This is a genomic window from Rhodoferax potami (genome assembly GCF_032193765.1).
GTDB lineage: Bacteria > Pseudomonadota > Gammaproteobacteria > Burkholderiales > Burkholderiaceae_C > Allorhodoferax > Allorhodoferax potami.
Genome location: NZ_JAVBIJ010000001.1, coordinates 2,650,531 through 2,677,044 on the forward strand (window position 1 = coordinate 2,650,531; position 26,514 = coordinate 2,677,044).

General features: G+C 59.4%; 24 protein-coding genes. 13 read left to right on the forward strand and 11 right to left on the reverse strand.

The window, feature by feature from the left end:
- Positions 1 to 22 precede the first annotated feature (22 nt).
- From RAE21_RS12740 to scpC, 3 genes are all read left to right on the forward strand, one after another.
- Positions 23 to 841, forward strand: coding sequence for a nidogen-like domain-containing protein (locus RAE21_RS12740; RefSeq protein ID WP_313881672.1), 819 nt, complete (start codon positions 23 to 25; stop codon positions 839 to 841).
- Between the two features lie 178 nt (positions 842 to 1,019).
- Positions 1,020 to 1,763: a PEP-CTERM sorting domain-containing protein gene (locus tag RAE21_RS12745; RefSeq protein ID WP_313881673.1), complete on the forward strand. Its 744-nt coding sequence runs from the start codon at positions 1,020 to 1,022 to the stop codon at positions 1,761 to 1,763.
- Between the two features lie 166 nt (positions 1,764 to 1,929).
- Positions 1,930 to 3,444, forward strand: a complete 1,515-nt coding sequence (scpC, locus tag RAE21_RS12750; RefSeq protein WP_313882704.1) for a succinyl-CoA:acetate CoA-transferase ScpC — start codon at positions 1,930 to 1,932, stop codon at positions 3,442 to 3,444.
- Between the two features lie 90 nt (positions 3,445 to 3,534).
- Here scpC and RAE21_RS12755 read toward each other — a convergent pair whose 3' ends face one another.
- The 3 genes from RAE21_RS12755 to ffh all read right to left on the reverse strand — a co-directional run bounded on the left by RAE21_RS12755 (position 3,535) and on the right by ffh (position 6,233).
- Positions 3,535 to 3,813, reverse strand: coding sequence for a hypothetical protein (locus tag RAE21_RS12755; protein WP_313881674.1), 279 nt, complete (start codon positions 3,811 to 3,813; stop codon positions 3,535 to 3,537).
- Between the two features lie 156 nt (positions 3,814 to 3,969).
- Positions 3,970 to 4,869, reverse strand: coding sequence for a DMT family transporter (locus RAE21_RS12760; RefSeq protein ID WP_313881675.1), 900 nt, complete (start codon positions 4,867 to 4,869; stop codon positions 3,970 to 3,972).
- A complete protein-coding gene (ffh, locus tag RAE21_RS12765; protein ID WP_313881676.1) occupies positions 4,869 to 6,233 on the reverse strand; it encodes a signal recognition particle protein in 1,365 nt (454 codons plus the stop codon). The genes RAE21_RS12760 and ffh overlap by 1 nt, the downstream gene beginning before the upstream one ends.
- Positions 6,234 to 6,311: 78 nt before the next feature.
- Here ffh and RAE21_RS12770 point away from each other — a divergent pair, with 78 nt between their 5' ends.
- The 8 genes from RAE21_RS12770 to RAE21_RS12805 all read left to right on the forward strand — a co-directional run bounded on the left by RAE21_RS12770 (position 6,312) and on the right by RAE21_RS12805 (position 16,469).
- Positions 6,312 to 7,115, forward strand: coding sequence for a cytochrome C assembly family protein (locus RAE21_RS12770; protein WP_313875120.1), 804 nt, complete (start codon positions 6,312 to 6,314; stop codon positions 7,113 to 7,115).
- Complete coding sequence (locus RAE21_RS12775; protein WP_313881677.1) at positions 7,112 to 7,345, forward strand: PP0621 family protein; 234 nt, start codon at positions 7,112 to 7,114, stop codon at positions 7,343 to 7,345. The genes RAE21_RS12770 and RAE21_RS12775 overlap by 4 nt, the downstream gene beginning before the upstream one ends.
- Complete coding sequence (locus RAE21_RS12780; protein WP_313881678.1) at positions 7,342 to 9,081, forward strand: sensor histidine kinase; 1,740 nt, start codon at positions 7,342 to 7,344, stop codon at positions 9,079 to 9,081. Before RAE21_RS12775 ends, RAE21_RS12780 begins: the two co-directional genes overlap by 4 nt.
- Positions 9,060 to 10,526, forward strand: a complete 1,467-nt coding sequence (locus RAE21_RS12785) for a sigma-54-dependent transcriptional regulator (RefSeq protein ID WP_313881679.1) — start codon at positions 9,060 to 9,062, stop codon at positions 10,524 to 10,526. Before RAE21_RS12780 ends, RAE21_RS12785 begins: the two co-directional genes overlap by 22 nt.
- The gene (gene ampD / locus RAE21_RS12790; protein ID WP_428984066.1) at positions 10,510 to 11,127 is read left to right on the forward strand and encodes a 1,6-anhydro-N-acetylmuramyl-L-alanine amidase AmpD; all 618 of its coding nucleotides are present in this window, start codon (positions 10,510 to 10,512) and stop codon (positions 11,125 to 11,127) included. Before RAE21_RS12785 ends, ampD begins: the two co-directional genes overlap by 17 nt.
- Positions 11,128 to 11,496: 369 nt before the next feature.
- A complete protein-coding gene (locus RAE21_RS12795) occupies positions 11,497 to 14,415 on the forward strand; it encodes a ribonucleoside-diphosphate reductase subunit alpha (protein WP_313881681.1) in 2,919 nt (972 codons plus the stop codon).
- A gap of 119 nt (positions 14,416 to 14,534) precedes the next feature.
- A complete protein-coding gene (locus RAE21_RS12800; RefSeq protein ID WP_313881682.1) occupies positions 14,535 to 15,722 on the forward strand; it encodes a ribonucleotide-diphosphate reductase subunit beta in 1,188 nt (395 codons plus the stop codon).
- 171 nt (positions 15,723 to 15,893) lie between these two features.
- On the forward strand, positions 15,894 to 16,469 hold the full coding sequence (locus RAE21_RS12805; protein WP_313881683.1) for a histone: 576 nt from the start codon (positions 15,894 to 15,896) through the stop codon (positions 16,467 to 16,469).
- 68 nt (positions 16,470 to 16,537) lie between these two features.
- On the opposite strand, the gene RAE21_RS12810 is transcribed toward RAE21_RS12805, so the two are convergent.
- The 6 genes from RAE21_RS12810 to RAE21_RS12835 all read right to left on the reverse strand — a co-directional run bounded on the left by RAE21_RS12810 (position 16,538) and on the right by RAE21_RS12835 (position 21,618).
- Complete coding sequence (locus tag RAE21_RS12810) at positions 16,538 to 17,563, reverse strand: DUF3426 domain-containing protein (RefSeq protein WP_313881684.1); 1,026 nt, start codon at positions 17,561 to 17,563, stop codon at positions 16,538 to 16,540.
- Between the two features lie 33 nt (positions 17,564 to 17,596).
- A complete protein-coding gene (gene prmA, locus RAE21_RS12815; RefSeq protein ID WP_313881685.1) occupies positions 17,597 to 18,475 on the reverse strand; it encodes a 50S ribosomal protein L11 methyltransferase in 879 nt (292 codons plus the stop codon).
- Positions 18,476 to 18,483: 8 nt separating this feature from the next.
- The gene (gene accC, locus RAE21_RS12820; RefSeq protein WP_313881686.1) at positions 18,484 to 19,833 is read right to left on the reverse strand and encodes an acetyl-CoA carboxylase biotin carboxylase subunit; all 1,350 of its coding nucleotides are present in this window, start codon (positions 19,831 to 19,833) and stop codon (positions 18,484 to 18,486) included.
- Between the two features lie 12 nt (positions 19,834 to 19,845).
- Positions 19,846 to 20,304, reverse strand: a complete 459-nt coding sequence (gene accB, locus RAE21_RS12825) for an acetyl-CoA carboxylase biotin carboxyl carrier protein (RefSeq protein WP_313881687.1) — start codon at positions 20,302 to 20,304, stop codon at positions 19,846 to 19,848.
- A gap of 170 nt (positions 20,305 to 20,474) precedes the next feature.
- On the reverse strand, positions 20,475 to 21,032 hold the full coding sequence (locus tag RAE21_RS12830) for a TlpA family protein disulfide reductase (protein ID WP_313881688.1): 558 nt from the start codon (positions 21,030 to 21,032) through the stop codon (positions 20,475 to 20,477).
- Complete coding sequence (locus RAE21_RS12835) at positions 21,019 to 21,618, reverse strand: hypothetical protein (protein WP_313881689.1); 600 nt, start codon at positions 21,616 to 21,618, stop codon at positions 21,019 to 21,021. Before RAE21_RS12835 ends, RAE21_RS12830 begins: the two co-directional genes overlap by 14 nt.
- Positions 21,619 to 21,762: 144 nt before the next feature.
- On the opposite strand from RAE21_RS12835, the gene mpl reads away from it, so the two are divergent.
- Together mpl and RAE21_RS12845 are read left to right on the forward strand one after the other, a co-directional pair.
- The gene (gene mpl, locus RAE21_RS12840; RefSeq protein WP_313881690.1) at positions 21,763 to 23,256 is read left to right on the forward strand and encodes a UDP-N-acetylmuramate:L-alanyl-gamma-D-glutamyl-meso-diaminopimelate ligase; all 1,494 of its coding nucleotides are present in this window, start codon (positions 21,763 to 21,765) and stop codon (positions 23,254 to 23,256) included.
- A 51-nt stretch (positions 23,257 to 23,307) separates the two neighbouring features.
- Positions 23,308 to 23,583 (forward strand): hypothetical protein, encoded by a 276-nt coding sequence (locus RAE21_RS12845; protein WP_313881691.1) that lies wholly within the window; start codon positions 23,308 to 23,310, stop codon positions 23,581 to 23,583.
- 77 nt (positions 23,584 to 23,660) lie between these two features.
- Here RAE21_RS12845 and RAE21_RS12850 read toward each other — a convergent pair whose 3' ends face one another.
- On the reverse strand, positions 23,661 to 24,788 hold the full coding sequence (locus tag RAE21_RS12850) for a 3-deoxy-7-phosphoheptulonate synthase (RefSeq protein WP_313881692.1): 1,128 nt from the start codon (positions 24,786 to 24,788) through the stop codon (positions 23,661 to 23,663).
- Positions 24,789 to 25,016: 228 nt separating this feature from the next.
- Entirely contained in the window at positions 25,017 to 26,477 is a 1,461-nt protein-coding gene (gene tldD / locus RAE21_RS12855; protein WP_313881693.1) for a metalloprotease TldD, read from the reverse strand.
- Between the last annotated feature and the right edge of the window lie 37 nt (positions 26,478 to 26,514).

A 26,514-nucleotide genomic window follows, 5' to 3' on the forward strand; every position in this document is an offset into this window, starting at 1 on the left:
TCCATCAACAGGGAGTAAAAGTATGTTCAAAAACATCATTGCCAGTGCCGCACTGGCCATCACGTGCGTTGCCACGCCCGCCATGGCGGCGGCCGTGCACGACGCCAACCTTTTCACCAGCAATACGCTGGCCGCGAATGACGATAGCTCCACAGACTTGGTCGATATCGGGTTCAGCATCAATTTTTATGGCCAAAGCTTCAATCAGCTGTATGTGAACAACAACGGCAACGTCTCGTTCAATACCCGGTTGCCGACCTACACACCGTTCAGCCTGTTGAGCACCAGCAACGCAATGCTGGCGCCATTCTTTGCCGATGTGGATACACGCAACATCGCCAGCGGACTCACCCAATACGGCCAAGCCACTATCAATGGACGCCAGACGTTTGGCGTGAATTGGATCAACGTGGGCTACTTCGACTCCAAGGCCGACAAGACCAACTCCTTTCAACTGATCGTGACTGATCGCTCAGACACGGGCGCTGGTAACTTTGACTTTCAATTCAACTACGACAACATCAGCTGGGAAACCGGTAGCGCCAGCGGCGGCACCAATGGATTCGGCGGTTCATCTGCACGCGCGGGCTGGTCCAATGGGACCACCAAGTCTTTTGAACTTGCAGGCTCAGCCGTCAACGGAGCGCTGCTGAACTCCGGCAGCAACGCATTGACGCACAACCAACTCGACTCCGGTGTTGAAGGGCAATACAACTTCAGCGTGCGCAATGGCGCGGTGATTCCGGCAGTGCCAGAACCAGAAACCTACGCTCTGCTGCTCGCAGGTTTAGGCTTGTTGGGTGCTGTGGCACGCCGTCGCAAAGCGCAGGCCAACGCTTAAGCCGATTTGCCTTTAGCCAAGGGCTCCTTAGGGGGCCCTTTTTACTGTTGGCGTGCACCTCGGCAAGAGAGGCATGTCCGTGGGCCGCCAAGCCCTGTGGCGTTTACCCGAACGGCCTATGGGCGACCTTGCGTTCTGTAGGGATACTCCGTGTACCACTATTCATACAGGGAGCCCTATGTCATTTTCGCGTTTCAGCCTGCTTGCCGTCTCCGCAGCATTTTCGATGTCTGCCGCCTTGCCAGCATTCGCAGCTTCAAATTCTTTCGCGTCCATTTCCAACTTCACCGTGACCCTCAGCAGCGGTGGTTTCGTAAGCAGCCAGCCTGACTTGTACAAGCGCGCAACGGTTCGCGACAATTTCGGAAACACGCTCGACGAAAAAGTCCTAACGACCTCTACGAATGCCCCCATCATTGCGAACTCCGCTGATGCGTTTTCTACCACCGGCATTACCGGCAATAGTTTCGACGCCGCAGTCTTCATGGCCGAAGGCGGGAGCAACAACAACAACCGTTACGACGCCATTAGCTACGCCAGCTTGAGTTTCACCCTTAATGCGCACACTAGCATTACCTTTGGTGCTTTGTCGTCATTGAGCACCAGCTTCACTAAGGCACTGGGTGAATACGGTTTTGCAGGCACTTACTTCGAGATTCGTGATGCCCTTCCAACATCCTCTGTGTTTACCCACGGCATCAACATGACTGGCTTGAACAGTGAGGCCAAGACCCTGCAAGCAATTTATAGCAACGACACAGACACGGCCGTGACCAAGATGCTGGTCGTTGGCGCGTTTGTTCAAGGTGAAAGCGTTCCGGTAACCCCCGTCCCAGAACCAGAAACCTACGCCATGCTGCTCGCAGGTTTGGGCTTGTTGGGTGCCGTGGTACGCCGCCGCAAAGCGCAAGCCAACGCTTAAGCAGACACGCTGTAAGCCAAGGGCTCCCTCGGGAGCCCTTTCTGCTTTTTGCTTGCCTTAAGTCAAGAAACTCCCACGGGTAAACCCGCAAGGCGGACGTAAGATGGCTCGCGCCGGCATTCACCGAACCGGCCACGTTCACGCCACCGACCCGGAGCTTTTTGACATGCCAACGGCCAGCCGTATTCAACATCCTGCCTTTCAGGCCAAGATCATGTCTGCAGAAGCCGCAGCCGCGCTCATCCCCGTTGGCGCCAATGTGGGCATGAGCGGCTTTACCGGCTCCGGCCACCCCAAGGCAGTGCCGCAGGCGCTAGCCCAGCGGATGGACGCCTTGCACGCCGCGGGCGAAGACTTTCAAATCGGCCTGTGGACTGGTGCCTCCACCGCGCCCGAGCTGGATGGCGCGCTGGCCCAAGCGCACGGCGTCTCCATGCGCCTGCCTTACCAGTCCGACCCCACGGTGCGCAAGCAGATCAACGCCGGGCAGATGCAGTACACCGACATCCACCTCTCGCATGTGGCGCAGCTGGCGTGGTTCGGATTTCTCGGGCCACTCAAAGTGGCGGTGGTGGAAGTGGCGGGCATCCTGCCGGACGGACGGCTGATTCCCTCGTCCTCGGTGGGCAACAACAAGACCTGGCTGGACCTGGCCGACCACATCATTCTGGAAGTCAACAGCCATCAGCACGCCGGGCTGGAGGGCATGCACGACATTTACTACGGCACCCGCATTCCGCCGCACCGCCAGCCGATCCCGCTGGTGGCACCCGGGGACCGTATTGGCGACTGCTACCTGCACTGCGACCCGGCCAAGGTGATTGCGGTGGTGGAAACCAGCGAGCACGACCGCAACTCGCCCTTTTCTCCCCCGGATGAAACCTCCGAACGTATTGCCGGCCACATCATCAACTTCTTGCAGCAAGAGGTAAACGCCGGCCGCCTGCCGGCCGACCTGCTGCCGCTGCAGAGCGGCGTAGGCAATATTGCCAACGCGGTGCTCATCGGGCTGAACCGAGGCCCGTTCAACCACCTGAGCGCCTACACCGAGGTGCTGCAAGACGGCATGCTGGAGATGATCAAGTCCGGCAAGCTGACCATGGCCTCAGCCACGGCGCTCTCGTTCAGCCCGGCGGCGCTGGACGAGTTCAACGCCAATATCGATTTCTACCGCGAGCGCATCGTTCTGCGCCCGCAAGAGATGAGCAACCACCCCGAGGTGATACGCCGCCTGGGGCTGATTGCCATGAACGCGATGATCGAGGCAGACATCTACGGCAACGTGAACTCCACCCACATCATGGGCAGCAGCATCATGAACGGCATTGGCGGCTCAGGCGACTTTGCCCGCAACGCTTACCTGTCGTTCTTCATGACGCCCTCGACCGCCAAAGACGGCGCCATCTCGTGCATCGTACCCATGGTTTCGCACACCGACCACACCGAGCACGATGTGGAGATCATCGTCACCGAACAAGGCCTAGCCGACCTGCGCGGCAAGTCGCCCACCCAGCGGGCCCAACTCGTCATCGAGCACTGCGCCCACCCCGACTTCCGCCCCGCCCTGCGCGATTACTTCAACCGCGCCCTGCAAACAGCCCCCGGCCGCCACACCCCGCACATCCTGAACGAGGCGCTGTCGTGGCACGACCGGTTTGTGAAGACGGGGCGGATGCTTTGACTTGCTATTGATTTAGGAGCTGCTCGCGCATACTTCATAGGGGCCAGTGCCTCTTTTCGCTTAAAAATGCACTCTGACACTGCGGGTGGGCTAGCGCAAAACGAATGGCAGAAACAGCCATGCCATCAGGCCCAACCACCATGCTGCAACACCGTAGCCGACCCAAGATTTAGGCAGCCAGACGATCAGGGGCAGCACCGCCAATAGCAGGCAGGTTTTGCCAAACCATATGGCGTCGTCGCCCACCATCGTCCAAATGCCGGTGTACTTCGACGATCCGGTGTGGGTTTCTGTGACGATGGCGAGTAGCCCAACAAACACCAGCACCAAGGAGATAGCCGTGAACAGCCATTTGTGTTTGTTTGTCATGGTGGGTAAGAGAAAAGTTGGCGCTGCTGCATGTTATTACGCGTAAGCGATGGTCAACACCACAAACACGCACATCAACAATACGATGCCCACCAAGCGTGCAGACTCAACCCAGCCCCTGCGCTTCAGCCTGATTTCCTCTACACCGTGCAGCACTCAGTGCTCCGGCGCCTCCGCCGCGGCCCGGCTTTCATGCGCGGTGAGCCACGCCCCTGCCGCGCCGCACACCGCAATCAGCCCCATGCCAGCCAAGGTCCAGTGGTCAGGCACGTGGGAGAACATCAACCAACCACCGAGCATGGCAAACGCAATCTGGGCATACATGTAGGGCATGAGCACCGCCACCGGCGCGCGCTTAAAAGCCTGGATGAAGATGAAGTGGCCCAGACTCCCCAGAAAGCCCATCAACAGCAGGCCACTCCAAACCGCTGGCGAAGTGATAGGCGCCCATGCAAAGGGCAATGCCACCGCAGCCACCAATGCACCGGTCCAGCCGGTGTAGAACTGCATGGTCATCGGGTCTTCGGTGCGGGCCATGCGGCTAGTGAGCAGCTGAAAGCCTGCATTGGCCAGCACCACGCACACTGGAAACAGCAGCGCCCAATTGAAATCTGCTCCTTTAGGCCGCACGATCGCCAAGGTACCGGCAAACCCGCCGGCCACGAGCAACAAGCGCAGGCGCGACACTTTTTCATGCAGCATGCGGGCGGCCAGCAGTGTCACGATGAGCGGGGTCAGCAGCACGATGGCGGTGAACTCGCCCACCGGCATGTGCTTGAGGCTCAGAAACGCAAAGATGCTGGTCGCCAGCAACAAACCGCCACGCGCGATGTGCAAGCCCAAATGCTCGGTCTGCAGCAAGGCGCGCCCCTGCCGGGGCAGCTCAATCGCCGTGGTGGCGAGGGCCTGAAACGCATAGCGGAAAAACATGGCCACCATCAGCGGGGCACTCAGCGACACCCATTTGGTGGTGGTATCCAAGGTGGCAAAGCAGGCCATGGCCAGAATGGCCAGGCCGATGCCCTTCAATACTTGTTGCTGCGTGTGTTCGGCCATCAGAAGGGCATCTTGGGCATGCCTTTCATGCCCCCGAGCCGCTTCATCATCTTCATCATGCCGCCGCCCTTCATCTTCTTCATCATCTCTTGCATTTGCTCAAACTCTTTGAGCATGCGGTTGACTTCCTGCACGTGCACGCCCGCACCGGCAGCGATGCGGCGCTTGCGCGTGGCCTTGATGAGCTCGGGTTTGCGGCGCTCCAGCGGCGTCATGCTGTGGATGATGCCTTCCTTGCGCTTGATGTCTTTCTCGGCCTTGTCCATGTCCACCTGGCCGGCCTTGGCCGCCATGGCGGCAGGCAGCTTGTCCATCAGGCTGGAGAGGCCGCCCATCTGCTTCATTTGCTGGATCTGGGCCAAAAAGTCATTCAGGTCGAAACCTGCGCCACTCTTGACCTTGTCCGCCAGCTTTTTGGCGGCTTCGATGTCTACACCGGCGGTAACCTGCTCCACCAGCGCCACGATGTCGCCCATGCCCAGAATGCGGCCGGCGTGGCGCTCGGCGTCGAACACCTCTAGTCCATCTAGCTTTTCGCTGGTACCGGCAAACTTGATGGGTGCGCCGGTGATCTGGCGTACTGACAGCGCAGCACCACCACGCGAGTCGCCATCGGTCTTGGTGAGGATGATGCCGGTCAGTGGCAGGGCTTCCTTGAAGGCCTTGGCAGTGTTGACCGCATCTTGGCCCTGCATGGCGTCTACCACGAACAGCGTTTCGACCGGGTTCAACGCTGCATGCAGGTTTTTGATTTCCGCCATCAAGGCTTCGTCAATCGCCAAGCGGCCTGCGGTGTCGACCAGCAGCACATCAAAGAAGTGCTTTTTGGCGTAGTCCAACGCGGCACGGCCGATGTCGACCGGGTTTTGATCGGGCGTGGAAGGGAACCACTCCGCGCCAGCCTGCGCAGTCACCGTCTTCAACTGCTCAATCGCCGCGGGGCGGTACACGTCGCCGGATACCGTGAGCACTTTCTTTTTGCGCTTTTCGATCAAGTGTTTGGCGAGCTTGGCGGTGGTGGTGGTTTTACCGGCACCTTGCAAACCGGCCATCAAGATCACCGCGGGCGGCTGGGCAGCGAGGTTGATGTCGCTTACGCCTTCGCCCATGGTGGCGGAGAGTTCGCGGTTGACGATACTCACCAGCACCTGGCCGGGCTGCAAGGAGCCCAGCACCTCTTGTCCCAGTGCTTTTTCTTTCACCCGGGCAATGAAGTCGCGCACCACCGGCAGGGCCACGTCGGCCTCCAGGAGCGCCATGCGCACTTCGCGCAGCATGTCGGTGACGTTGGACTCGGTGATACGCCCCTGGCCTCGCAGGTCTTTAACGAGGCGGGAAAGTTTGTCGGTAAGAGCGGAGGCCATATTGAAGTATTCCGGCAGGCGCAACCTGCGGTGTGAGCCGGACAGTGCCGGCAGGGAGCAAAACGCTAAACTGTGCACATGATTTTAGCCAGTGCGTCCCCCACCAGCTTAGCCTTGTCGGTTTTGGCGGCCTGTTCTTATGCGTGGCCGGCACTCAGGGCCGCGCACCTGAGCTCCAACGCAGCCCGTGCATGGGTGGCGTGGGCCTGGTTTTTGCACGGGGCGGCACTCGCCTGGGGCCTGCTTTTGCCGCCCACCTACTTTGGTTTTGCCACCGCACTCTCCATGACGGCGTGGGTCGTGGCTGCGGTGTACGCGATTGAAAGCCAGATTTACCCGCAACTCCAAACCCGGTGGGCCTTGTCTGCAGTGGGTGCGGCGGCGGTGCTGTTGGCCTGCATTTTCCCGGGCGCCCCCCTGCCCAGCACGGCAACCATTTGGTTGCCGACGCACCTGGCCTTTGGCGTCGCCAGCTACGGGCTGTTTGGTACTGCCGTAGTGCACGCGTGGTTGATGAGTCGCGCAGAGGCCCGCATCCGCCAAGCCGCAGACCCGCACAGTGGTTTGCCCTTGTTGACTCTGGAGCGACTGACCTACCGGTTTGTCGCGGCCGGGTTCGTACTGCTGACTGCCACGCTAGGCATGGGCTATCTGTTTGGCGATGTGGTCTATGGCAAAGGCCACGCATGGCACTGGGATCACAAAACCGTCTTCTCGGTACTGTCGTGGATCACGTTTGCCGTCTTGCTGCTGGGCCGCGCACGCTTCGGCTGGCGGGGCAAACGCGCCGTGGCGGTGCTCTACACCGGCAGTGTGCTGTTGTTGCTGGGGTATGTGGGGTCCCGGTTTGTGCTCGAAGTCTTGTTGGGCCGGTCGGCATGAAGAACCTGGTGATCCTGCTGGTCATCTTCGGGGTGATCTGGTACTGGCGCAGCCAGAAAGCCAAGCGCCCGCCCACTGCACCGCCGCCGGAGGCGCCGCCCAAGGCAGGCAGCGTCGCCATGGGGGCTTGTGCGTATTGCAAGCTGCATGTGCCCGCTAGCGAATTGGTGCAAGGCCAGCGTGGCGCCTATTGCAGCGCGGAACACCTGCGCTTGGCAGAAAACGGATGACGAACGACCCGGGCGAAAACTCTTGGTTTGGTGCGTCATCGCTGGAGGCGCCCCCCGAGCAAACGCCGGACACCAGTGACTTCAAGCGCCTATGGCAGGCCTTTATGACCGCGCGCTGGGTGCTGGGAGCCGCTTTGGTGGGCCTGCAAACCACGTTGTTTGTCACCAGCACCACACACAGCAAAACCTTGCTGGTCATCACCGCGGTGTACTTCGTCAGTACGCTGGGGGCGCGCTTGCTATTGCAACCCCGGCCTTTGGGCGGTGCGTTCAGCAAAACCTGGGGCGTGCTGATCGGAATTGATGTTCTGGTTTTTTCAGCGCTGCAGTGGCTCAACGGCAACAACCTGAACTACACACCCCTGTTCGCCTTGCCGGTGTTGCTGGCCTCGGTGCTGGGCTCGCTGCGGCTGGCATTGGGCACGGCGGCTGGCGTGACTATGCTGCTGCTGGGCGGCGCCAGCTGGACACAGCTGGTCAACGACATCGACAACCCGGCTGCGTTTGCCCAGGCGGGGCTCAGCGGCATTGGCTACTTTGCGGTGGCCTTTTTGGCCAACCAACTGGCAACTCGCTTGGCCAATGAGGGGCACCGGGCCCGGCAAAACCAATTGGCAGCCTCCATCCAACGTGAGGTGAACGAGTTGGTCATTGAGGCAATGCCCGAGGGGGTCGTCATTGTGGATCAGCGCGGAATCGTGCGGGCCGCGAACCCGGCGGCTCGTGCCCTGCTGGGCGACGAAGACCGGCTGCGCTCCGCACTCTTTGACCTGAAGGCAGACCCGGCATGGCGCCCGCTGTTGCTACTCACCCGGCTGAGCCACGGGAGTGGCCAAAGCCAGGAAGCCGAGGTGGAACTCGTGCACGACCACGGCAGTGCGCTCAAGGTACTGGCGCGGACCCGGCTCGCGGCGCCTCAAGGCATCGGCGAGGACAGTCTGTGTGTGCTGTTTTTGCAAGACCAGCGCCATGCGGAGGCCCGCATCCGCACCGAAAAGATGGCCAGTATGGGGCGCATGTCGACCGCCGTAGCCCACGAAATACGCAACCCCTTGGCCGCGATTGCGCAGGCAAATGCGCTGTTGTCTGAGGAGCTGCAGGATCCTAAGCAACTGCGCCTGACTACGATGGTGAGCCAGAATGCCAAGCGGCTGGGCAAAATCGTGGACGACATTTTGAATGTGGCCCGTGCCCGCACCACATCTGCAGGCGAACACGACGCCCTGTATGGCCTGAGCGAGACGGTTCACCGCATGGCGCAAGACTGGGCACAACACAAGAGCATTGGCGGGCTGATAGGTATCGACATTGACCCCCGTCCACACGCAGTGCGCTTTGACCCGGAGCACCTGCGCCAAGTTCTGATTAATCTGCTCGACAACGCGCTGCGCTACGCGAGCAAACAGCTGGAAGCTGTGCAAATCACGGTGACCTACACCGACACTGCGGCTTGCGTCTCGGTGTGGAGCGACGGAGCCCGTATGGACCAGACGGTGGAGCGGCATTTGTTTGAGCCGTTTTTCTCGTCCGAGAGCCGCTCCAGCGGCTTAGGGCTGTACATTTCACGCGAACTCTGCGAACGCCACGGTGCCACCCTGCGGTACCAACGCAGCGCCCGCATCCGGAGTGGGCAACTCCACGAAGGCAATGACTTCACGCTGACACTGAGCCTTATCAAGGGCCCCATGACCCAGGACACCGACGGCAACTCTCTATGGCAAGCATCCCTGTACTGAACAACGCCCGCATCCTGGTGGTCGATGATGAGCCGGACCTGCGGACCTTGTATGAGCTCACACTACTGCGCGAAGGCCATCAGGTAGACACCGCTGCCTCGGTACACGAGGCCCTGGATGCAGTCGCCGCCCATAAATATGACTTAGTGATCACCGATATGCGCCTGCCCGACGGCATGGGTATCGACATCCTGCACGCTCTGCGTGAGCTCAAAAGCAAAGAGCGCTGCATTGTGATTACGGCGTATGGCTCGGCCGAGAATGCGGTCGAGTCGCTAAAGGCCGGCGCATTTGATTACCTGACCAAGCCCGTGGACTTGAAGCAGTTCCGCAGCGCGGTCATGGCAGCCTTGGGTGGCACCAGCCCTGGCGCTGGCGCACACACCGAGCGATCTGTTAAGGGCCCTGCCGACACTGGCACTGAAGGCGCCAAAGCGCTGGATCAGTTGGTAGGGCGATCCCACACCATGGTGGCCCTGAAGGAGCGTATTGCCAAGGTGGCGCGCAGCATGGCGCCGGTGCTGATCCGGGGCGAGTCGGGCACCGGCAAAGAGCTGGCTGCGCGAGCCCTGCATGCCAACAGTCACCGGGCCTCCGGGCCATGGGTGGCGGTCAATTGCAGTGCCATTCCGGAGTCTTTGCTGGAAGCGGAGTTTTTCGGCGCCCGCAAGGGTGCCTATACCGGCGCGACCCAAGACAGGCCAGGTTTTTTCCAGGCGGCACACGGCGGCACGTTGTTTTTGGATGAAATCGGCGACTTGCCTCTGGCGATGCAAGCCAAGCTGTTGCGGGCAATTCAGGAGCGAAAAATCCGCCCTCTCGGCAGCAACCAGGAGGAGAGTGTGGATGTCCGCCTGGTCAGCGCCACCCACAAAGATCTGGTGGCGGAGGTTGCGGCACAGCACTTTCGCCAGGACTTGTATTACCGCTTGAACGTGATCGACCTGCAGCTGCCACCGCTGCGGGAGCGCAGAGACGACTTGGAGGCCCTCTGCCGGGCACTGGTCGCCAGAATTTGTGAAGAGACGGGTGTGCCGGCGCCCTCGCTCTCAGCAAACCTGCTCGCGCAATTGAAAGCGCTGCCGCTCCCGGGCAACGTCAGGGAGTTGGAAAACCTGCTGCATCGCGCGTTGGCGTTGTCTGAAGGCGATGTTTTGGAACTCGACACCCATGGCCACGAATTCGAGCCCGCTGGTTTGGGCGCGACGGATCTGCCCGCCCCCGTGGCACCGGCGTCTGAGCCCGGCTCGTTCAGCATCCCCGCCGATTTGCAAAGCCATTTGGACGCTCAGGAGCGTGAAATCCTGATCCACGTCCTGCGTGAGACCCGTTTCAACCGGACCGCTGCAGCCCAGCGCTTGGGCATCAGTTTGCGGCAAATCCGTTACCGGATGGAGCGCTTGTCCATCGATGCGCCCGAACATGACGATGGAAAACCGGAATAACCCCCCCCGAGGTGCGACCGGCAGCTGGTCAGAAGGCTGGTGGAGCGAAGCGCTCCACGAGGCCTCGCCCAATTTCGGCTCACGGCCTGCAGATGCAGACACCGACTTGGTAGTACTGCACTCTATCTCGCTGCCCCCCGGCGAATATGGAGGCGACGGTGTGCGCCAACTATTCACCAATACCCTGAACTGGGATGCGCACCCGTATTACCAAACGATCCGGGGCATGGAAGTCTCCAGCCATTTCTTTGTGACGCGCACGGGCACTGTGTGCCAGTTTGTCAGTTGCGATGCACGTGCCTGGCACGCGGGCGCATCCACCTATCGCGGAAAACCCAATTGCAACGACAACTCGATTGGCATTGAGTTGGAGGGCATGGACAACGACTTGTTTACCGCCCATCAATACGAGAGCTTGGAGCGCTTGTGTGCGGCAATCGCGCAGAACTATGCAATCCGGTACGTCGCGGGCCATGAGCATATTGCGCCCGGCAGGAAGACCGACCCGGGTCCCGGATTCGAGTGGGAACGACTGAAGCTCTGGGGTGCAATTTCGGACTGGGAGTTACCCGCTCCATGGCAAGAAAGCCACAAGTCTTGAACAGATCGCCAAGCTTCTGAAAAAATTTTGAGTGTCGATCAGACGCCCCTGAAAGCACGACACCCGCATCCATCGTGCCGTTCCACGCCAAATGCTGCTGCAAGCCGCATCAAACCTCATTCGGCTTGAAAACTTTACGCCAATCAAGGCTTTGATGCACCCTTTCCGGCAAGTGGAATGCGAAGGGCAAAGGCCCTGATCAAAATATAAGGGTGCTGAGCAGATACACTACCGGTAGTGGGTTGCAAGCACCCCAGACCCCAGATATAGTGTGCCTTGGTTGATGCGCGGGTGCGAAGCCCCTTAGTCGCAGCAAGCCACGCGGCACACAGATCACACAAAAATACACCCGATTTAGACGAGGAAACTATGCAATCTATTTCCACGGCCGTACCCACGGCACCCGCCCCGCTGCTGTCCCCCGTTCCCGGCAACGAAACGCCGGCGACGCAAGCTTATTCGCACTACCAGATCATCCGCCGCAACGGCGCAGTGGTGCCATTTGAGCCGAACAAAATTGCAGTTGCCATGATGAAAGCGTTTCTTGCAGTGCACGGCACCCAAGGCGCAGCATCCGCCAGCGTGCGCGAGACGGTCGATGGCCTGACGCAGCAAGTGATTCGCGCGCTGGTACGTTCCCGTCCGGGCGGCGGCACCTTCCATATTGAGGACGTGCAGGATCAAGTAGAGCTGGGCCTGATGCGCGGTGGTCACCATGAAATCGCCCGTGCGTATGTGCTGTACCGCGAGCGCCGCACTCAAGAGCGTGCCAAACAAGTCGCCACCGAGGCTCCTGCCGCTCCGGTGATCCACGTTATCGACAATGGCCAGCGCGTACCTCTGGACTTGGCCCAACTGCAATCCCGCATCGAGACGGCATGCAGTGGTTTGGGTGCTGACGTCAAGGCTGCCCCCATCTTGGCAGAAACCATGCGCAACCTGTACGACGGCGTCCCCTTGGACGAGGTGTACAAGGCAGCCATCCTGGCAGCGCGGACCCTGATCGAAAAAGACCCCGACTACACCTACGCCACTGCGCGTTTGCTGTTTCACACCATTTCCCGCGAAGTGCTGGGTCGTGATGTGGCGCAAGCCGACATGCAAGAAGCCTATGCGGACTACTTCCCTGGCTTCATCAAGCGCGGCGTCGAAGCCGAACTGCTGGACGAAAAACTGCAGCAATTCGACTTGAAGCGCCTGGGTCAAGCCCTCAAGGCCAGCCGAGACCTGCAGTTCGACTACCTGGGTCTGCAAACCCTGTATGACCGCTACTTTCTGCATGAAGGCAAGACCCGCATCGAACTGCCACAGGCATTTTTCATGCGCGTCGCCATGGGCCTGTCGCTGAATGAGATTGACCGTGAAGCACGTGCCATTGAGTTCTATGAAGTGCTCTCCAGCTTCGACTTCATGTCGAGCACGCCTACCCTGTTCAACAGCGGCACCTTGCGTTCGCAACTGTCGAGCTGCTACTTGACCACAGTGCCCGACGATCTGGACGGCATCTACGAATCCATCAAAGAAAACGCACTGTTGTCGAAGTTCGCCGGCGGCTTGGGCAACGACTGGACCCGCGTACGCGCTTTGGGCTCCCATATCAAAGGAACCAACGGCGAATCACAAGGCGTGGTCCCGTTCCTGAAGGTGGTCAACGACACGGCTGTAGCGGTGAACCAGGGCGGCAAGCGCAAAGGCGCCGTATGTACCTATCTGGAAACATGGCACTTGGATATCGAGGAGTTTCTGGAGCTGCGCAAGAACACCGGCGATGACCGCCGCCGCACCCACGACATGAACACGGCGAACTGGATTCCTGACTTGTTCATGCGCCGGGTCATGGAAAAAGGTACATGGACACTGTTTTCCCCATCTACCGTGCCCGACTTGCACGATCTGTTCGGCGCTGACTTCAAGAAGGCCTACGTGGCTTACGAAGAAAAGGCTGCTCGCGGTGAAATCAAGCCATCACGCACCCTGCAGGCCAGCGACCTCTGGCGCAAGATGTTGACCATGCTGTTTGAAACCGGTCATCCTTGGATCACGTTCAAAGATGCTTGCAACGTCCGCTCGCCCCAGCAACACGCAGGTGTGGTGCATTCGTCGAACCTGTGTACAGAAATCACACTGAACACATCCGACACCGAAACCGCCGTCTGCAACTTGGGTTCTGTGAACTTGCTGCAGCACTTGAAAGATGGTGCACTCGACCACGATAAGCTCAAGCGCACGATTTCGACTGCCATGCGCATGCTGGACAACGTGATCGACATCAACTACTACGCCGTGAAAAAGGCACGTGACTCCAACATGCGTCACCGTCCTGTTGGCTTGGGTCTGATGGCGTTCCAGGACAGCCTCTACGAGTTGCGCATCCCCTACGCCAGCGAAGCTGCCGTTGAATTTGCCGACAAATCCATGGAAGCGATCAGCTACTACGCCTACTGGGCATCGACAGACTTGGCACGCGAACGCGGCAAGTACCACAGCTTTAAGGGTAGCCTGTGGGACAAGGGAATCCTGCCACTGGACACCATCGATATGCTGGCCACCGCACGCGGTGGCTACGTAGAGGTAGATCGCTCATCTACGCTGGATTGGGATGCTCTGCGCAACAAAATTGCAGCAGACGGCATGCGCAACTCCAACTGCGTAGCGATTGCTCCTACAGCGACGATTTCCAACATCATTGGTGTGGATGCGTCCATCGAGCCTTGCTTCGGCAACCTGTCCGTCAAGTCCAACCTGTCCGGTGAATTCACGGTCATCAACAGCTACCTGGTACGCGACTTGAAGCAACTGGGCCTGTGGGACGACGTCATGGTGATGGACCTCAAGCACTTTGACGGATCCCTCCACCCGATCGACCGTGTACCACAAGAAATCAAGCAGCTCTACGCCACCGCATTTGAAGTAGAAACACGCTGGCTGGTGGAAGCTGCCGCACGTCGCCAGAAGTGGATCGACCAAGCACAGTCGCTGAACATTTACATGGCGGGCGCCTCCGGCAAGAAGCTGGATGAGACCTACAAGCTGGCCTGGTTGCGTGGTCTCAAGACCACTTACTACCTCCGCACCATGTCTGCTACGCACGTGGAGAAATCCACCGTCAGCGCGGGTCGCCTGAACGCGGTGTCTTCCGGCAATGAAAGCCAAGGCACACCCAAGATGTCGAGCGCACTTGAAGCCGCTGCGGCGGCTGCGCAAGAGCAGATGCAGCTGTCTAGTAGTGCTGCGACCGACATCAAATTCTGTGGCGTGGACGACCCGACCTGCGAGTCCTGCCAGTAAGTTCATCAGCATCGCAAGACCACTTGCGATGCTCGTGAGCAACACAAATTTTCAGTGAATTGAATGAACGCTTTTCAATTCAATTCACTGCTCACATAATCCGAAGATTGGAAAAAACTATGTTGTCCTGGGACGAAGAAGTCAAGCCCGCATCGCCGTCGAATTACGCGCGCAATCCGTCTGAAAACAGTCAGGGCGCGCAGGCGTCGGTGTCGTCTGCGACAGGCACTTCGGCGTACAGCGCCTCCATGTCCCAAGCAGTGCAAGTGGCCAAGGCCAGCGCCAGTGGCAAGCGCGTCAATGCATCAGACAAGCGCATCATCAACGGACAGACCGACGTTAACCAATTGGTGCCATTTAAGTACAAGTGGGCTTGGGAAAAATACCTCGCCACTTGTGCCAATCACTGGATGCCACAAGAGGTCAACATGACCCGCGACATCGCGTTGTGGAAAGACCCTAATGGTCTGACAGAGGATGAACGCCGCATCGTGAAGCGCAACCTCGGCTTCTTTGTGACAGCCGACTCATTGGCTGCTAACAACATTGTGTTGGGCACCTACCGCCACATCACTGCACCGGAGTGCCGCCAGTTTTTGTTGCGCCAGGCGTTTGAAGAAGCTATCCATACGCACGCCTACCAGTACATCGTGGAATCTCTCGGCCTGGACGAAAGCGAGATTTTCAATGCGTACAACGAAGTCCAATCGATTCGCGACAAAGATGAGTTCCTGATCCCCTTCATTGAAGCGATCATGGATCCCAACTTCCATACCGGCACACCTGCCACCGATCAGACGCTTCTGAAGTCGCTGATCGTGTTTGCTTGCTTGATGGAGGGCTTGTTCTTCTATGTGGGCTTTACCCAGATTCTGGCGCTCGGCCGCCAGAACAAAATGACGGGTGCAGCAGAGCAGTACCAGTACATCCTCCGGGACGAGTCCATGCACTGCAACTTCGGCATTGACTTGATCAACCAGCTCAAGCTGGAGAACCCGCACTTGTGGACACCGGAATTCAAGGCAGAGATCAAAACACTGTTTGAGAAGGCGGTGGAGCTGGAATATCGCTACGCCGAAGACACCATGCCCCGTGGCGTGTTGGGCATGAACGCCTCGATGTTCAAGGGCTACCTGCGATACATCGCCAATCGCCGTGCGACACAGATCGGCCTTGAGGCCTTGTTCCCGAACGAAGAAAATCCATTTCCATGGATGAGCGAAATGATTGACCTCAAAAAAGAACGTAACTTTTTTGAAACGCGTGTTATCGAGTACCAGTCCGGCGGCGCGCTGTCCTGGGATTAACTTGCTCGTTATGCCGTTAAAGTTTTCGCCACCTTTCGTAGATCGCGTGATCACAACGAAGGGCGGGCGTTACCAAGTTCATGCCACTGGAACTGCGTCCAGTGGCATGAATCGCTTTCTGCCAAATACGTAGCAGGAAGTGCTCTTTGCACCTTGAACAAGGAGAACATGATGGCAACTGCAAAAAAACCAGCGGCAAAAAAAGCCGCTCCAGCGAAAAAAGCAACCCCAGTGAAGAAGGCAGCCGCTCCTGCTAAAAAAGCAGCAGCTCCCGCGAAAAAAGCCGTAGTGGCCAAGAAGGCCGCTCCTGCTAAAAAAGCAGCAGCTCCCGCGAAAAAAGCCGTAGTAGCCAAGAAGGCCGCTCCTGCCAAAAAAGCAGCAGCTCCCGCGAAAAAAGCCGTAGTAGCCAAGAAGGCCGCTCCTGCCAAAAAAGCAGCAACTCCCGCGAAAAAAGCCGTAGTAGCCAAGAAGGCCGCTCCTGCCAAAAAAGCAGCAGCTCCCGCGAAAAAAGCCGTAGTAGCCAAGAAGGCCGCTCCTGCCAAAAAAGCAGCAGCTCCCGCGAAAAAAGCCGTAGTAGCCAAGAAGGCCGCTCCTGCCAAAAAAGCAGCAGCTCCCGCGAAGAAAGCCGCAGTAGCCAAAAAGCCTGCAGCCCCTGCAAAAAAGGCTGCCAAGGCAGCCGCTCCAGCAGCGCAAACCACACTGAACCCGCAAGCTGCGTGGCCGTTTCCAACTTCCAGCAAGCCTTAATAGCCTGCACCTACAAAAAAGCCCGGAACCTTGAAGGTCCGGGCTTTTTTTTCGTTGCGACTCGCCTGTTAAGGGTAAAAAGCCAGCAAACGGTACCCAGAAACCCGCTCTGTAGGCGAAGCTGCTTTCACGGCAAGCGGCAATGACGCAGTGAACTCGGCACCGGGCTCCAGAGTGGACGCCATCCAGCCGATATCACGTGGCGCCAACACCTTGCGAATCATGCTTTGGTCTTGCATGTCGGTGAGCGTGAGCTCCAAAGAGGGAGGCAACACCGGAACCGTACCGGTATTCTTGATGGCCACATTCAAACGGTATACGTCCGAACGGAGTTTGGTAAACGAAGAACTGTCGATCACGACCGCTTCAATCGACTGCAAGGGTGCGAGCTGGCATCCGGCCCACTCACACAGAACCTCCAACACAGGAACGGCTTCAGGCTGATAAGCGGCAATGCGGTCGCGCTCTACATACGCGTATTGCAACCCCAGGGCGAGCACCAATACACCAGCAATCCCGGCAAGACCCCACTTGACCAAGGTCCGGTCCCAAAACACAAGCCCATCGCCCTTGGGCATAAATGAGAGCTTTGGCTCGCCAGTTGCTGGAGACGGAGTTGCTTGCGTATAGCGGGGCGCGGGCGAACCAAGGGCGTCTAGATCGCTCTTGTTATCAGACTCCAGAGGTGGCGTATCCGGCTCTGCCCCACCGGCGAGAGCGCCAGGGCCCTGGGCAAGGAAATCATCCAGCGCAGGATCGTTGTCAACCGGTTGTGCGGGCGCCGAAGACCACGGCTCAGGAGGCGGAGTCTCTGCGTCTAGCAGCTCAACAGCGACCTTTTCAGGTGGAGCAGTATCGTCAGACTCGAATCGCAGAGAGGCAGCCCAGTCCGGGTCAGGACTGGTAGGCGCAGCCACTTCACGGGACTCGGGCTCTGGGGCCGGTTGTGCTTCTGTTGCGGTGTGCAAGTGGGCATTGGCATCAAACACCTCATCACATTGACCGCACCGCACCCAGCCATCTGAAATACGCAACTGGTCCGGCACGACTTTGAACATCGTGGAGCATGCCGGGCACTGGGTAATCAGACTCATTGCGTCACATTGTAGTGGTCGCAAACACCGCAGTTATACGGCAGCTGTCATCAAGATCCACCCGTCTTCGGTGTCTGACACCGAAAGGGTGCAATAAGGCGCATAGGCCGCTTTCAGCTCGTCCGCTTGGCGCTCCAGAATTCCGGCCAGCACGAGGTGCCCGCCCGTCTTGACATGCGCACGCAACAAGGGCGCGAGCACTTTTAATGGGGTCGCCAATATATTGGCCAACACCACATCAAACTCGCCCTGAGCCGCTTCGGGCAAACCGGCAGACAGCTCCACCTGGTTAGCTTGCGCATTCAGCACTGTGGAGTCGACCGCGGCCTGATCAATATCGACCGCGATCACTTCAGTCGCACCGAATTTGGCTGCCCCAATCGCAAGAATGCCGGAGCCACACCCGTAATCCAGCACTCGACCTGTCGCACCGTGGCCTGCGATCCAGCGCAAGCACATGCGCGTCGTCGGATGCGTGCCGGTACCAAAAGCCAGTCCGGGATCCAAGCGAATCACCTCTTTGGCCTGCGCGGGAGGCTCGTGCCATGTAGGCACGATCCAGAACTCAGGGGTAATCTCCACCGGCGCAAACTGCGACTGGGTCAAGCGCACCCAATCCTGGTCTTCCAAGGCATCGATCCCCAGAACCTGGCAGCCTTCAAAGAAATCCTGGGCCTGCAACAGCGCACAAGCCTCATCGGCTTGCGTGCGCTCTGCAAACAAGGCAATCACCCGTGAGCGCTGCCATCCGTCTTTCGGCGGAGGCATACCGGGCTCACCAAACAATGCCTGTTCGGCATCCGTCTGGGCATCAGCGTCTTCAACGCTGACACTCAGTGCATCCAATGCGTCCAGCGCATCACTCAGGTTTTCGACCCGGTCTTCGGGACACATCAAACGCAATTCAAACATGCAACGCCTTATCGCTTGTGTTGTTCCAGCCAGTGCTCCAGGTAGTGGATGTTGGTTCCACCGTCCATGAACTTGGCATCCACCATCAACTCACGATGCAAAGGAATGTTGGTATTGATTCCTTCCACGACCGTCTCCGCCAGCGCGGTACGCATGCGGGCCATCGCCTGCTCGCGGGTATCGCCGTGCACAATGATCTTGCCGATCATGGAGTCGTAGTTCGGGGGCACAAAGTAGTTGGTGTACACATGCGAATCCACACGGACACCCGGGCCGCCCGGCGCGTGCCACATGGTGACGCGTCCTGGCGAAGGGATGAACTTGTAAGGATCCTCGGCATTCACCCGGCACTCGATGGCGTGACCGCGCACTTCAATCTGGCGCTGGGTAAACGGCAACTTTTCACCGGCAGCCACCATGATCTGCGTCTTCACGATATCGATACCCGTCACCATTTCAGTGACCGGATGCTCCACCTGAACACGGGTGTTCATTTCAATAAAGTAGAACTCACCGTCTTCGTAGAGGAATTCGAAAGTTCCCGCTCCGCGATAGCCGATCTTCTTGCAAGCATTGACGCAACGCTCCCCTATGCGTTCAATCAACTTGCGGTTGATGCCCGGCGCGGGGGACTCTTCCAACACCTTTTGGTGACGGCGCTGCATCGAGCAATCGCGCTCGCCAAGGTAAACCGCATTCTTGTGCTTGTCCGCGAGGATTTGGATTTCAATGTGCCGCGGGTTCTGGAGAAACTTCTCCATATAAACCGCCGGATTGTTGAATGCCGCACCGGCTTCCGCCTTGGTCATGGCAACCGCATTGACCAACGCGGCTTCGGTGTGAACCACACGCATACCGCGTCCGCCACCGCCACCTGCCGCTTTGATAATGACCGGGTAGCCCACGGACTTGGCGATCCGCTTCATGGCGACCGGATCATCCGGCAACTCGCCCTCAGAGCCGGGAACGCAGGGCACGCCCGCCCGGATCATGGCTTGCTTGGCAGACACCTTGTCGCCCATGATGCGAATGGATTCAGGGGTAGGCCCGATGAATTGGAAGCCGCTCTTCTCGACACGCTCGGCAAAGTCTGCGTTTTCACTCAGAAAACCGTAGCCGGGGTGGATCGCTTCCGCGTCTGTCACTTCCGCCGCCGAAATGATGGCCGGCATATTGAGGTAGCTCAGGCCCGAAGGAGCCGGCCCGATGCAAACCGCTTCTTCAGCGAGCTTGACATACTTGGCTTCGCGGTCCGCCTCGGAATAGACCATGACGGCCTTGATACCCAACTCGCGGCAGGCGCGCTGGATACGCAGCGCAATCTCGCCCCGGTTGGCGACCAGAATTTTCTTGAACATGGGTGCTGCGTTTTATTCGATGATGAACAAGGGCTGGCCGTATTCCACTGCCTGGCCGTTGTCGCTCAAGATCTTGGTCACGGTACCGGACTTGTCTGCCTCGATTTCGTTGAGGATCTTCATCGCTTCGATGATGCAGATGGTCTCGCCGACCTTGATCGAATCACCCACTTCGACGAATGGCTTGGCGCCTGGGGCGGACGAGCGGTAGAAAGTACCCACCATCGGCGACTTCACGGTGTGACCAGCATCCACCACCGGTTCGGCAGCCACTGGCGCTGCAGCAGGTGCGCTGGCAGGAGCCGCCGCAGCCACGGGCGCTGCATACACAGGTGCGGGCGCGTAGCCCTGAACCACAGCACCACCACCCTTGACGATACGGACCTTGCCTTCGGCTTCGGTAATTTCCAGCTCCGAAACATTCGAATCAGACACCAGATCGATCAAGGTTTTGAGTTTGCGTAAATCCATGGAATCTCCAACAACCGACATTTGTAAAACGGCGAATTTACAGCAAAACACCGCCAAAAAACCATATCTCCACCCAAATCAAGGGAAAAGACTGGAAAAATGTCTAAATAAAATCGCCCCGAAAGGGCTTGAGACAGTGCTTCCGGGTCAGAAGCACTAGGTGAGAGACTCTATTTTACCGCAGCCCAAGCGACCAAGTCTTCCGCATGGACTCGACCCATCTTGCGCTGCGCAACCGCGCCATCTGAGGCCACCAACACAGAGAACGGCAGCCCCCCGGTCACATTACCCAGCGCGCGTCCGAGATCCGTCCCTGACAAGCCCGCCAATGCCACAGGAAACTGGAGCGGAACCCGCTGCAAGAACGGCACCACCGCCTCCTTGCGGTCAATCGCCAACCCCAACACCTGCACACCTTTGGGCCCTTGCTCGGTATGAAAACGGTCCAACAAAGGCAGCTCATCCACACACGGAGGGCACCACGTCGCCCAAAAATTGATCAACACGGGGCGCCCTTGGAACTGTTGCATCGCCAGGTTCGTGTCTTGGGGCGTCTGCCATTGCTGCGCCCAAAAACCGGGCACCGGCTCCATCACGGACGACGCTGCTTGTTGGCGCCACGACAAACCCGCTCCGGCCACAGCCGCCACCCCGGCGACCGCACCCCACAAGACCCTCCGACGCCGAGCCGAAGGCGCTACTGCGACCGAATTTTCAGGAATTTGCATCATCCGACTCCAACAAGCGCTGAACTGCCGCCATATTGCCACGCCGGGCACGACCACGCCCATCGGGCTGGAGTGCGCCACGCACATCATCCAGGTCATTGACCAAGAGATGCACCCCCACGTGCTCGCCCAAGGGCAAGCACATGGCATGGATGCTCAGGGCATCGACCATCTCCCCTTGCAGCCCCGGCACTGAGCGCACCTCAAAGCGCACACCCTTGTCAATCAGCATGATCTCCGCCGATTTGGGATCATCACAAAACAACTGCAGATAAATATCGCTGTTACGGGTGGCTGTGCCCCGCCACACAGCACCTCCGAGATGCGGCCGGAACGACTCCAGCCGCTCCATCCATTGCACCGCCAGCTCGCGAAGGGCCCGCAACTCCTCGGGCTGGGTGTCCGCGCAGAAGATGGAGATGTACTCCTCGACAGCGGCCTCCACTTGGTCGTTGTCGGGCAAACCGGAACGGGGCGGCACCCCCAATTGCTTGACCGCACGGCGCTTGGCTGCACCGTACTCCAAGCCCTCTTCCACCACCATACGGGCGGCAGTGGCCGCTATTTCTTCTTTCAGATCGTCCATGGCGCCATTGTGCCCGCCATCGCAAAGCCTTACGCACCGCATATTTGCTATATTTTTGATAGCTGGATCCGCATATTCTGCTTGGGCCAAACGCCAAAAAACTCCAAAAATTCCGTATCAATTGCCAACCGTAGAATACGGGCCATGCATATTCATATCTTGGGCATTTGCGGCACCTTCATGGGTGGCTTGGCCGCGCTGGCGCGTGAAGCCGGCCACAAAGTAACCGGCTGCGATGCCGGCGTTTACCCCCCCATGAGCGACCAGCTCCGGGCCTTGGGCATCGAACTGATCGAAGGTTTCGGTGCTGTACAAATGGCCTTGCAGCCTGACATGTTCGTGATCGGCAACGTCGTCAGCCGCGCGCGGCTCGCTGACGGAACGCCCAAATTCCCGCTCATGGAAGCCATTCTGGACGCGGGCGCGCCCTACACCAGCGGCCCGCAATGGCTGGCTGAACACGTGCTCCAAGGCCGCCATGTGCTGGCCGTCGCCGGCACCCATGGCAAAACCACCACCACCAGCATGCTGGCCTGGGTGCTGGAGTACGCCGGGCTTCAACCCGGATTCCTGGTCGGAGGCGTCCCGCTGAATTTCGGAGTATCGGCAAGACTGGGCGGAGGGGCGTCTGCGCCCTCTGCGCAGGTCAAGGAGGAGCCCGCAAAGCGGGCGGGGGACACGGAGCTGGGGGCGCAGGCGGCCCTCCACCCCGCTTCCGGAGCGAAACTCTTCGTGATCGAGGCCGACGAATACGACACCGCCTTCTTCGACAAGCGCAGCAAATTCGTGCACTACCGCCCACGCACCGCCATCCTGAACAACCTGGAATTCGACCACGCCGACATCTTTGACGACCTAGCCGCCATCGAACGACAATTTCACCATCTGGTGCGCACCGTGCCCGGCACCGGCCGCGTGGTCGTCAACGGCCTGGAAGACAGCCTCACCCGGGTGCTGCACCAAGGCTGCTGGAGCGAACAACGCAGCTTCGGCGCCGCAGTGAGCGACTTTTCTGCCGTCGGCGAGCCCCACGACTTTGCGGTCCACCGCCAAGGCCGCGAAGTGGCTCGGGTGCAATGGGCCTTGGGCGGCGTGCACAACCAGCTCAATGCGCTGGCCGCCATCGCCGCCGCCGACCATGTGGGCGTGTCTCCTGCCGTCGCCGCCGAAGCCCTGGGCCAGTTCGTGAACGTCAAGCGCCGCATGGAAGTGCGCGCCAAAGCCCCATTGGCAGGCCAGCCCGGCAGCGCACCCGTCACCATTTACGATGACTTTGCGCACCACCCCACCGCCATCCGCACTACGGTCAACGGCTTGCGCCGCCAAGTCGGGAGCGGGCGCATTCTGGCCGTGTTCGAGCCCCGCTCTAACACCATGAAGCTCGGTGCCATGAAGGCCCAGTTGCCCTGGAGCCTCGAAGAAGCCGACCTCGCCTTTTGCCACAGCGGAGGCTTGGGCTGGGACGCGGCCGAGGCGCTGGCCCCCATGGGCGCGCGGGCGCAAGTGGGCGACACCATTGATGCTGTGCTCGCCCAAGTAGCCGCCGCCTTGCAACCGGGTGACCACGTGCTGTGCATGAGCAATGGCGGCTTCGGCGGCATCCACGCCAAACTTGCCAACTTGCTACAAACTTCATAGCTGCTCGCGCAATATCTGCGAGCGCTAGCGCCATATTTAACCCACAACCCCATGCAAACCGATCCGAACTTTCAACTCCGCCTCCCGGAAGGCGCCCAATTCACCGACCTGAAACTGCGCCGTTGCGACGCCGAAGCCATCGACATGGACATGGACCTCGTCGAACGCATCTGCCAACTCAACCAGTGGAACGTGGCCAAAGTCCGCGAGAACCCCGGCCCGGTGATCAGCACGATCCTGAGCGTCTGGTACAAAACCCATCTGGCTGCGGGTGGTACGCCGGACGCGGTGATGGAGTCGCTGCGGGCCCCTGAGCCGCTGCAATAAGGCACAAAAAAGCGGGCACTCAGGCCCGCTGGGTAATGCAAGCCGGAGCAATCACTCCGGCTTTTTTTATGGTGCCATCAGGCTGCGCGACGCGCCTTCACGGCGGTAGACAGCACTTCCAAAGACTCCACCGAATCGTCCCAGCCCAGGCAAGCATCGGTGATGCTCTTGCCGTATTCCAAGGCAGTTGCATCGTCCTTGCCGGGGGTGAACTTCTGGGCGCCAGCGTTCAGGTGACTTTCCACCATCACACCAAACACGCTGCGCGAACCACCGCTGATCTGGCCGGCAATGTCTTTGGCCACATCGAGCTGCTTTTCGTGCTGCTTGCTGCTATTGGCGTGGCTGCAGTCCACCATCAGGGTCTGGGGCAACTTCGCCTTGGCGAGGTCCGCACAGGCGGCGGCCACATTGGCGGCATCGTAGTTGGGCGCCTTGCCGCCGCGCAAAATCACATGGCAGTCCGGATTGCCGTTGGTTTGCACAATCGCCACTTGGCCGTTTTTGTGCACCGACAAGAAGTGGTGACCGCCGGCCGCTGCCTGGATAGCGTCGGTTGCGATCTTGATATTGCCGTCCGTGCCGTTCTTGAAGCCGATGGGCGCAGAGATGCCGGAGGCCAACTCGCGGTGCACCTGGCTCTCAGTGGTGCGCGCACCGATGGCGCCCCAGGAAATCAAGTCGCCCAGGTACTGGGGAGAAATCACGTCCAAGAACTCGCTGCCCGCAGGCACGCCCAAGCGGTTGATCTCGATCAGCAACTGGCGTGCAATGCGCAGGCCTTCGTCGATGCGGTAGCTCTCGTCCAGGTAGGGGTCATTGATCAGACCCTTCCAGCCCACGGTGGTGCGGGGCTTCTCGAAGTACACGCGCATCACGATTTCCAGCGTGTCTTTGTACTTCTCACGCTCCACTTTCAGACGGCGGGCGTAGTCCAGCGCAGCGGCAGGATCATGGATGGAGCAGGGCCCGATGATGACCAGCAAGCGATCATCCTTGCCGGCCATGATGTTGTGGATCGTGGCGCGGGTGTCCGAAATCAGGGTTTCGGTCGCGCTGCCGCGAATGGGGAAAAAGCGGATAAGGTGCTCTGGAGGGGGCAACACGGTGATGTCCTTGATGCGTTCGTCGTCGGTTTTACTGGTGCGGTCGGCGGGCTGGGCTTGTCCGTACCACTCACCGGTTGCAGAGGCTTTAGCGTTCATGTCAGGTCTCCAGAGTCCAAGTTACAAATAAAACAGGTTGAAAAAGGCATAAAAAAACCGCCGGGGGTGCCGGCGGTTTTTGGGAAGATTCAGGACGTTTCTTTTGGGTACGTTCAGATCTCTCGACCGCCGGATGTGCGTGAGAACCAAAAGTAGCTAAAGAAGAAACGTGCGGAATGCATGGGGTTCAATGTAGCACAGGTTTCTGACAGCGGCTTACGCTTGCCACTAAGCAGTTCCACCTACGGTCAAACCATCGATGCGCAGCGTAGGCTGACCCACACCCACCGGCACGCTCTGGCCCTCTTTGCCGCAGGTGCCCACGCCGGGGTCCAGCTTCATGTCGTTGCCGATCATGGAGACGCGCTTCAGGCACTCGGGGCCGCTGCCCACCAGCGTCGCACCCTTGACGGGGTATTGGATCTTGCCGTTTTCCACCCAATAGGCTTCGCTGGCAGAGAACACAAATTTGCCGCTGGTGATGTCTACCTGGCCGCCACCGAAGTTGGGGGCGTACAAGCCCTTTTTGATGCTAGCGATGATTTCTTCCGGCGCCTTGTCGCCGCCCAGCATGTAGGTGTTGGTCATGCGGGGCATGGGCAAGTGGGCATAGCTCTCGCGGCGGCCGTTGCCGGTGGGCTTCACGCCCATCAAGCGGGCGTTCATGCTGTCCTGGATGTAGCCCTTCAAGATGCCATCTTCAATCAACACATTGCGCTGGCTGGGGTTGCCTTCGTCATCCACGTTGAGCGAGCCGCGACGATCGGCGATGGTGCCGTCGTCCAGCACCGTCACGCCCTTGGCGGCGACGCGCTGGCCGATGCGGCCGCTGAAGGCGCTGCTGCCCTTGCGGTTGAAGTCGCCTTCCAGCCCGTGGCCGATGGCTTCGTGCAACAGGATGCCGGGCCAGCCGGCACCCAACACCACAGTCATCTCGCCGGCAGGCGCGGGGCGGGCATCAAGGTTGGTGAGTGCTGCGTGCACGGCCTGATCCACGTAATCTTCAATTTGCGCATCGGTGAAATACGCCAGCCCGAAACGGCCACCGCCACCACTAGAGCCCACCTCGCGGCGACCCTTTTGCTCGGCAATCACGGTCACGCTCAGTCGCACCAGCGGACGCACATCGGCAGCCAGCGTGCCGTCGGCACGGGCGACCATCACCACGTCGTATTCGGCAGCCAGGCCGGCCATCACCTGGATGATGCGTGGGTCTTTGGCGCGTGCCAGCTTCTCCACCTTGCCCAACAGCTCCACTTTGGCGGTGCTGTCCAGCGTGGCAATCGGGTCCAGGCCGGCGTAGAGCTTGCGGCCGCCTGCTATCTTTGGGGTAGCAGTCTTCGCACGCTTGTTCTGCGCTGCAGCCGAAATGGTGCGCACGGTGCGGGCGGCATCCAGCAGACTGGCTTCAGAAATATCGTCGGAATATGCGAAGGCAGTTTTCTCGCCGCTCACCGCGCGAACGCCCACACCCTGGTCGATGCTGAAGGAACCGGTTTTGACGATGCCCTCTTCCAGACTCCAGCCCTCGGAACGGGTGTACTGGAAGTACAGGTCCGCCTCGTCCACCTGGTGCGCCTTGATTTCGTTCAGCGCGCGGGTGAGATGGCTCTCATCCAGCCCGAAGGGCGTCAGCAACAGGGATTTGGCCGTGGCCAAGCGTTCGATGGTGGGTTCGCGGGAGATCATGCGGCCATTTTAGGCCTCTGCACGGCTGGCGCAGTGG

Coding starts and splice junctions, on each gene's coding strand:
- RAE21_RS12740 (WP_313881672.1), top strand. CDS start 23: ATGTTCAAAAACATCATTGCCAGTGCCGCACTGGCCATCACGTGCGTT.
- RAE21_RS12745 (WP_313881673.1), top strand. CDS start 1,020: ATGTCATTTTCGCGTTTCAGCCTGCTTGCCGTCTCCGCAGCATTTTCG.
- scpC (WP_313882704.1), top strand. CDS start 1,930: ATGCCAACGGCCAGCCGTATTCAACATCCTGCCTTTCAGGCCAAGATC.
- RAE21_RS12755 (WP_313881674.1), bottom strand. CDS start 3,813: ATGACAAACAAACACAAATGGCTGTTCACGGCTATCTCCTTGGTGCTG.
- RAE21_RS12760 (WP_313881675.1), bottom strand. CDS start 4,869: ATGGCCGAACACACGCAGCAACAAGTATTGAAGGGCATCGGCCTGGCC.
- ffh (WP_313881676.1), bottom strand. CDS start 6,233: ATGGCCTCCGCTCTTACCGACAAACTTTCCCGCCTCGTTAAAGACCTG.
- RAE21_RS12770 (WP_313875120.1), top strand. CDS start 6,312: ATGATTTTAGCCAGTGCGTCCCCCACCAGCTTAGCCTTGTCGGTTTTG.
- RAE21_RS12775 (WP_313881677.1), top strand. CDS start 7,112: ATGAAGAACCTGGTGATCCTGCTGGTCATCTTCGGGGTGATCTGGTAC.
- RAE21_RS12780 (WP_313881678.1), top strand. CDS start 7,342: ATGACGAACGACCCGGGCGAAAACTCTTGGTTTGGTGCGTCATCGCTG.
- RAE21_RS12785 (WP_313881679.1), top strand. CDS start 9,060: ATGGCAAGCATCCCTGTACTGAACAACGCCCGCATCCTGGTGGTCGAT.
- ampD (WP_428984066.1), top strand. CDS start 10,510: ATGGAAAACCGGAATAACCCCCCCCGAGGTGCGACCGGCAGCTGGTCA.
- RAE21_RS12795 (WP_313881681.1), top strand. CDS start 11,497: ATGCAATCTATTTCCACGGCCGTACCCACGGCACCCGCCCCGCTGCTG.
- RAE21_RS12800 (WP_313881682.1), top strand. CDS start 14,535: ATGTTGTCCTGGGACGAAGAAGTCAAGCCCGCATCGCCGTCGAATTAC.
- RAE21_RS12805 (WP_313881683.1), top strand. CDS start 15,894: ATGGCAACTGCAAAAAAACCAGCGGCAAAAAAAGCCGCTCCAGCGAAA.
- RAE21_RS12810 (WP_313881684.1), bottom strand. CDS start 17,563: ATGAGTCTGATTACCCAGTGCCCGGCATGCTCCACGATGTTCAAAGTC.
- prmA (WP_313881685.1), bottom strand. CDS start 18,475: ATGTTTGAATTGCGTTTGATGTGTCCCGAAGACCGGGTCGAAAACCTG.
- accC (WP_313881686.1), bottom strand. CDS start 19,833: ATGTTCAAGAAAATTCTGGTCGCCAACCGGGGCGAGATTGCGCTGCGT.
- accB (WP_313881687.1), bottom strand. CDS start 20,304: ATGGATTTACGCAAACTCAAAACCTTGATCGATCTGGTGTCTGATTCG.
- RAE21_RS12830 (WP_313881688.1), bottom strand. CDS start 21,032: ATGCAAATTCCTGAAAATTCGGTCGCAGTAGCGCCTTCGGCTCGGCGT.
- RAE21_RS12835 (WP_313881689.1), bottom strand. CDS start 21,618: ATGGACGATCTGAAAGAAGAAATAGCGGCCACTGCCGCCCGTATGGTG.
- mpl (WP_313881690.1), top strand. CDS start 21,763: ATGCATATTCATATCTTGGGCATTTGCGGCACCTTCATGGGTGGCTTG.
- RAE21_RS12845 (WP_313881691.1), top strand. CDS start 23,308: ATGCAAACCGATCCGAACTTTCAACTCCGCCTCCCGGAAGGCGCCCAA.
- RAE21_RS12850 (WP_313881692.1), bottom strand. CDS start 24,788: ATGAACGCTAAAGCCTCTGCAACCGGTGAGTGGTACGGACAAGCCCAG.
- tldD (WP_313881693.1), bottom strand. CDS start 26,477: ATGATCTCCCGCGAACCCACCATCGAACGCTTGGCCACGGCCAAATCC.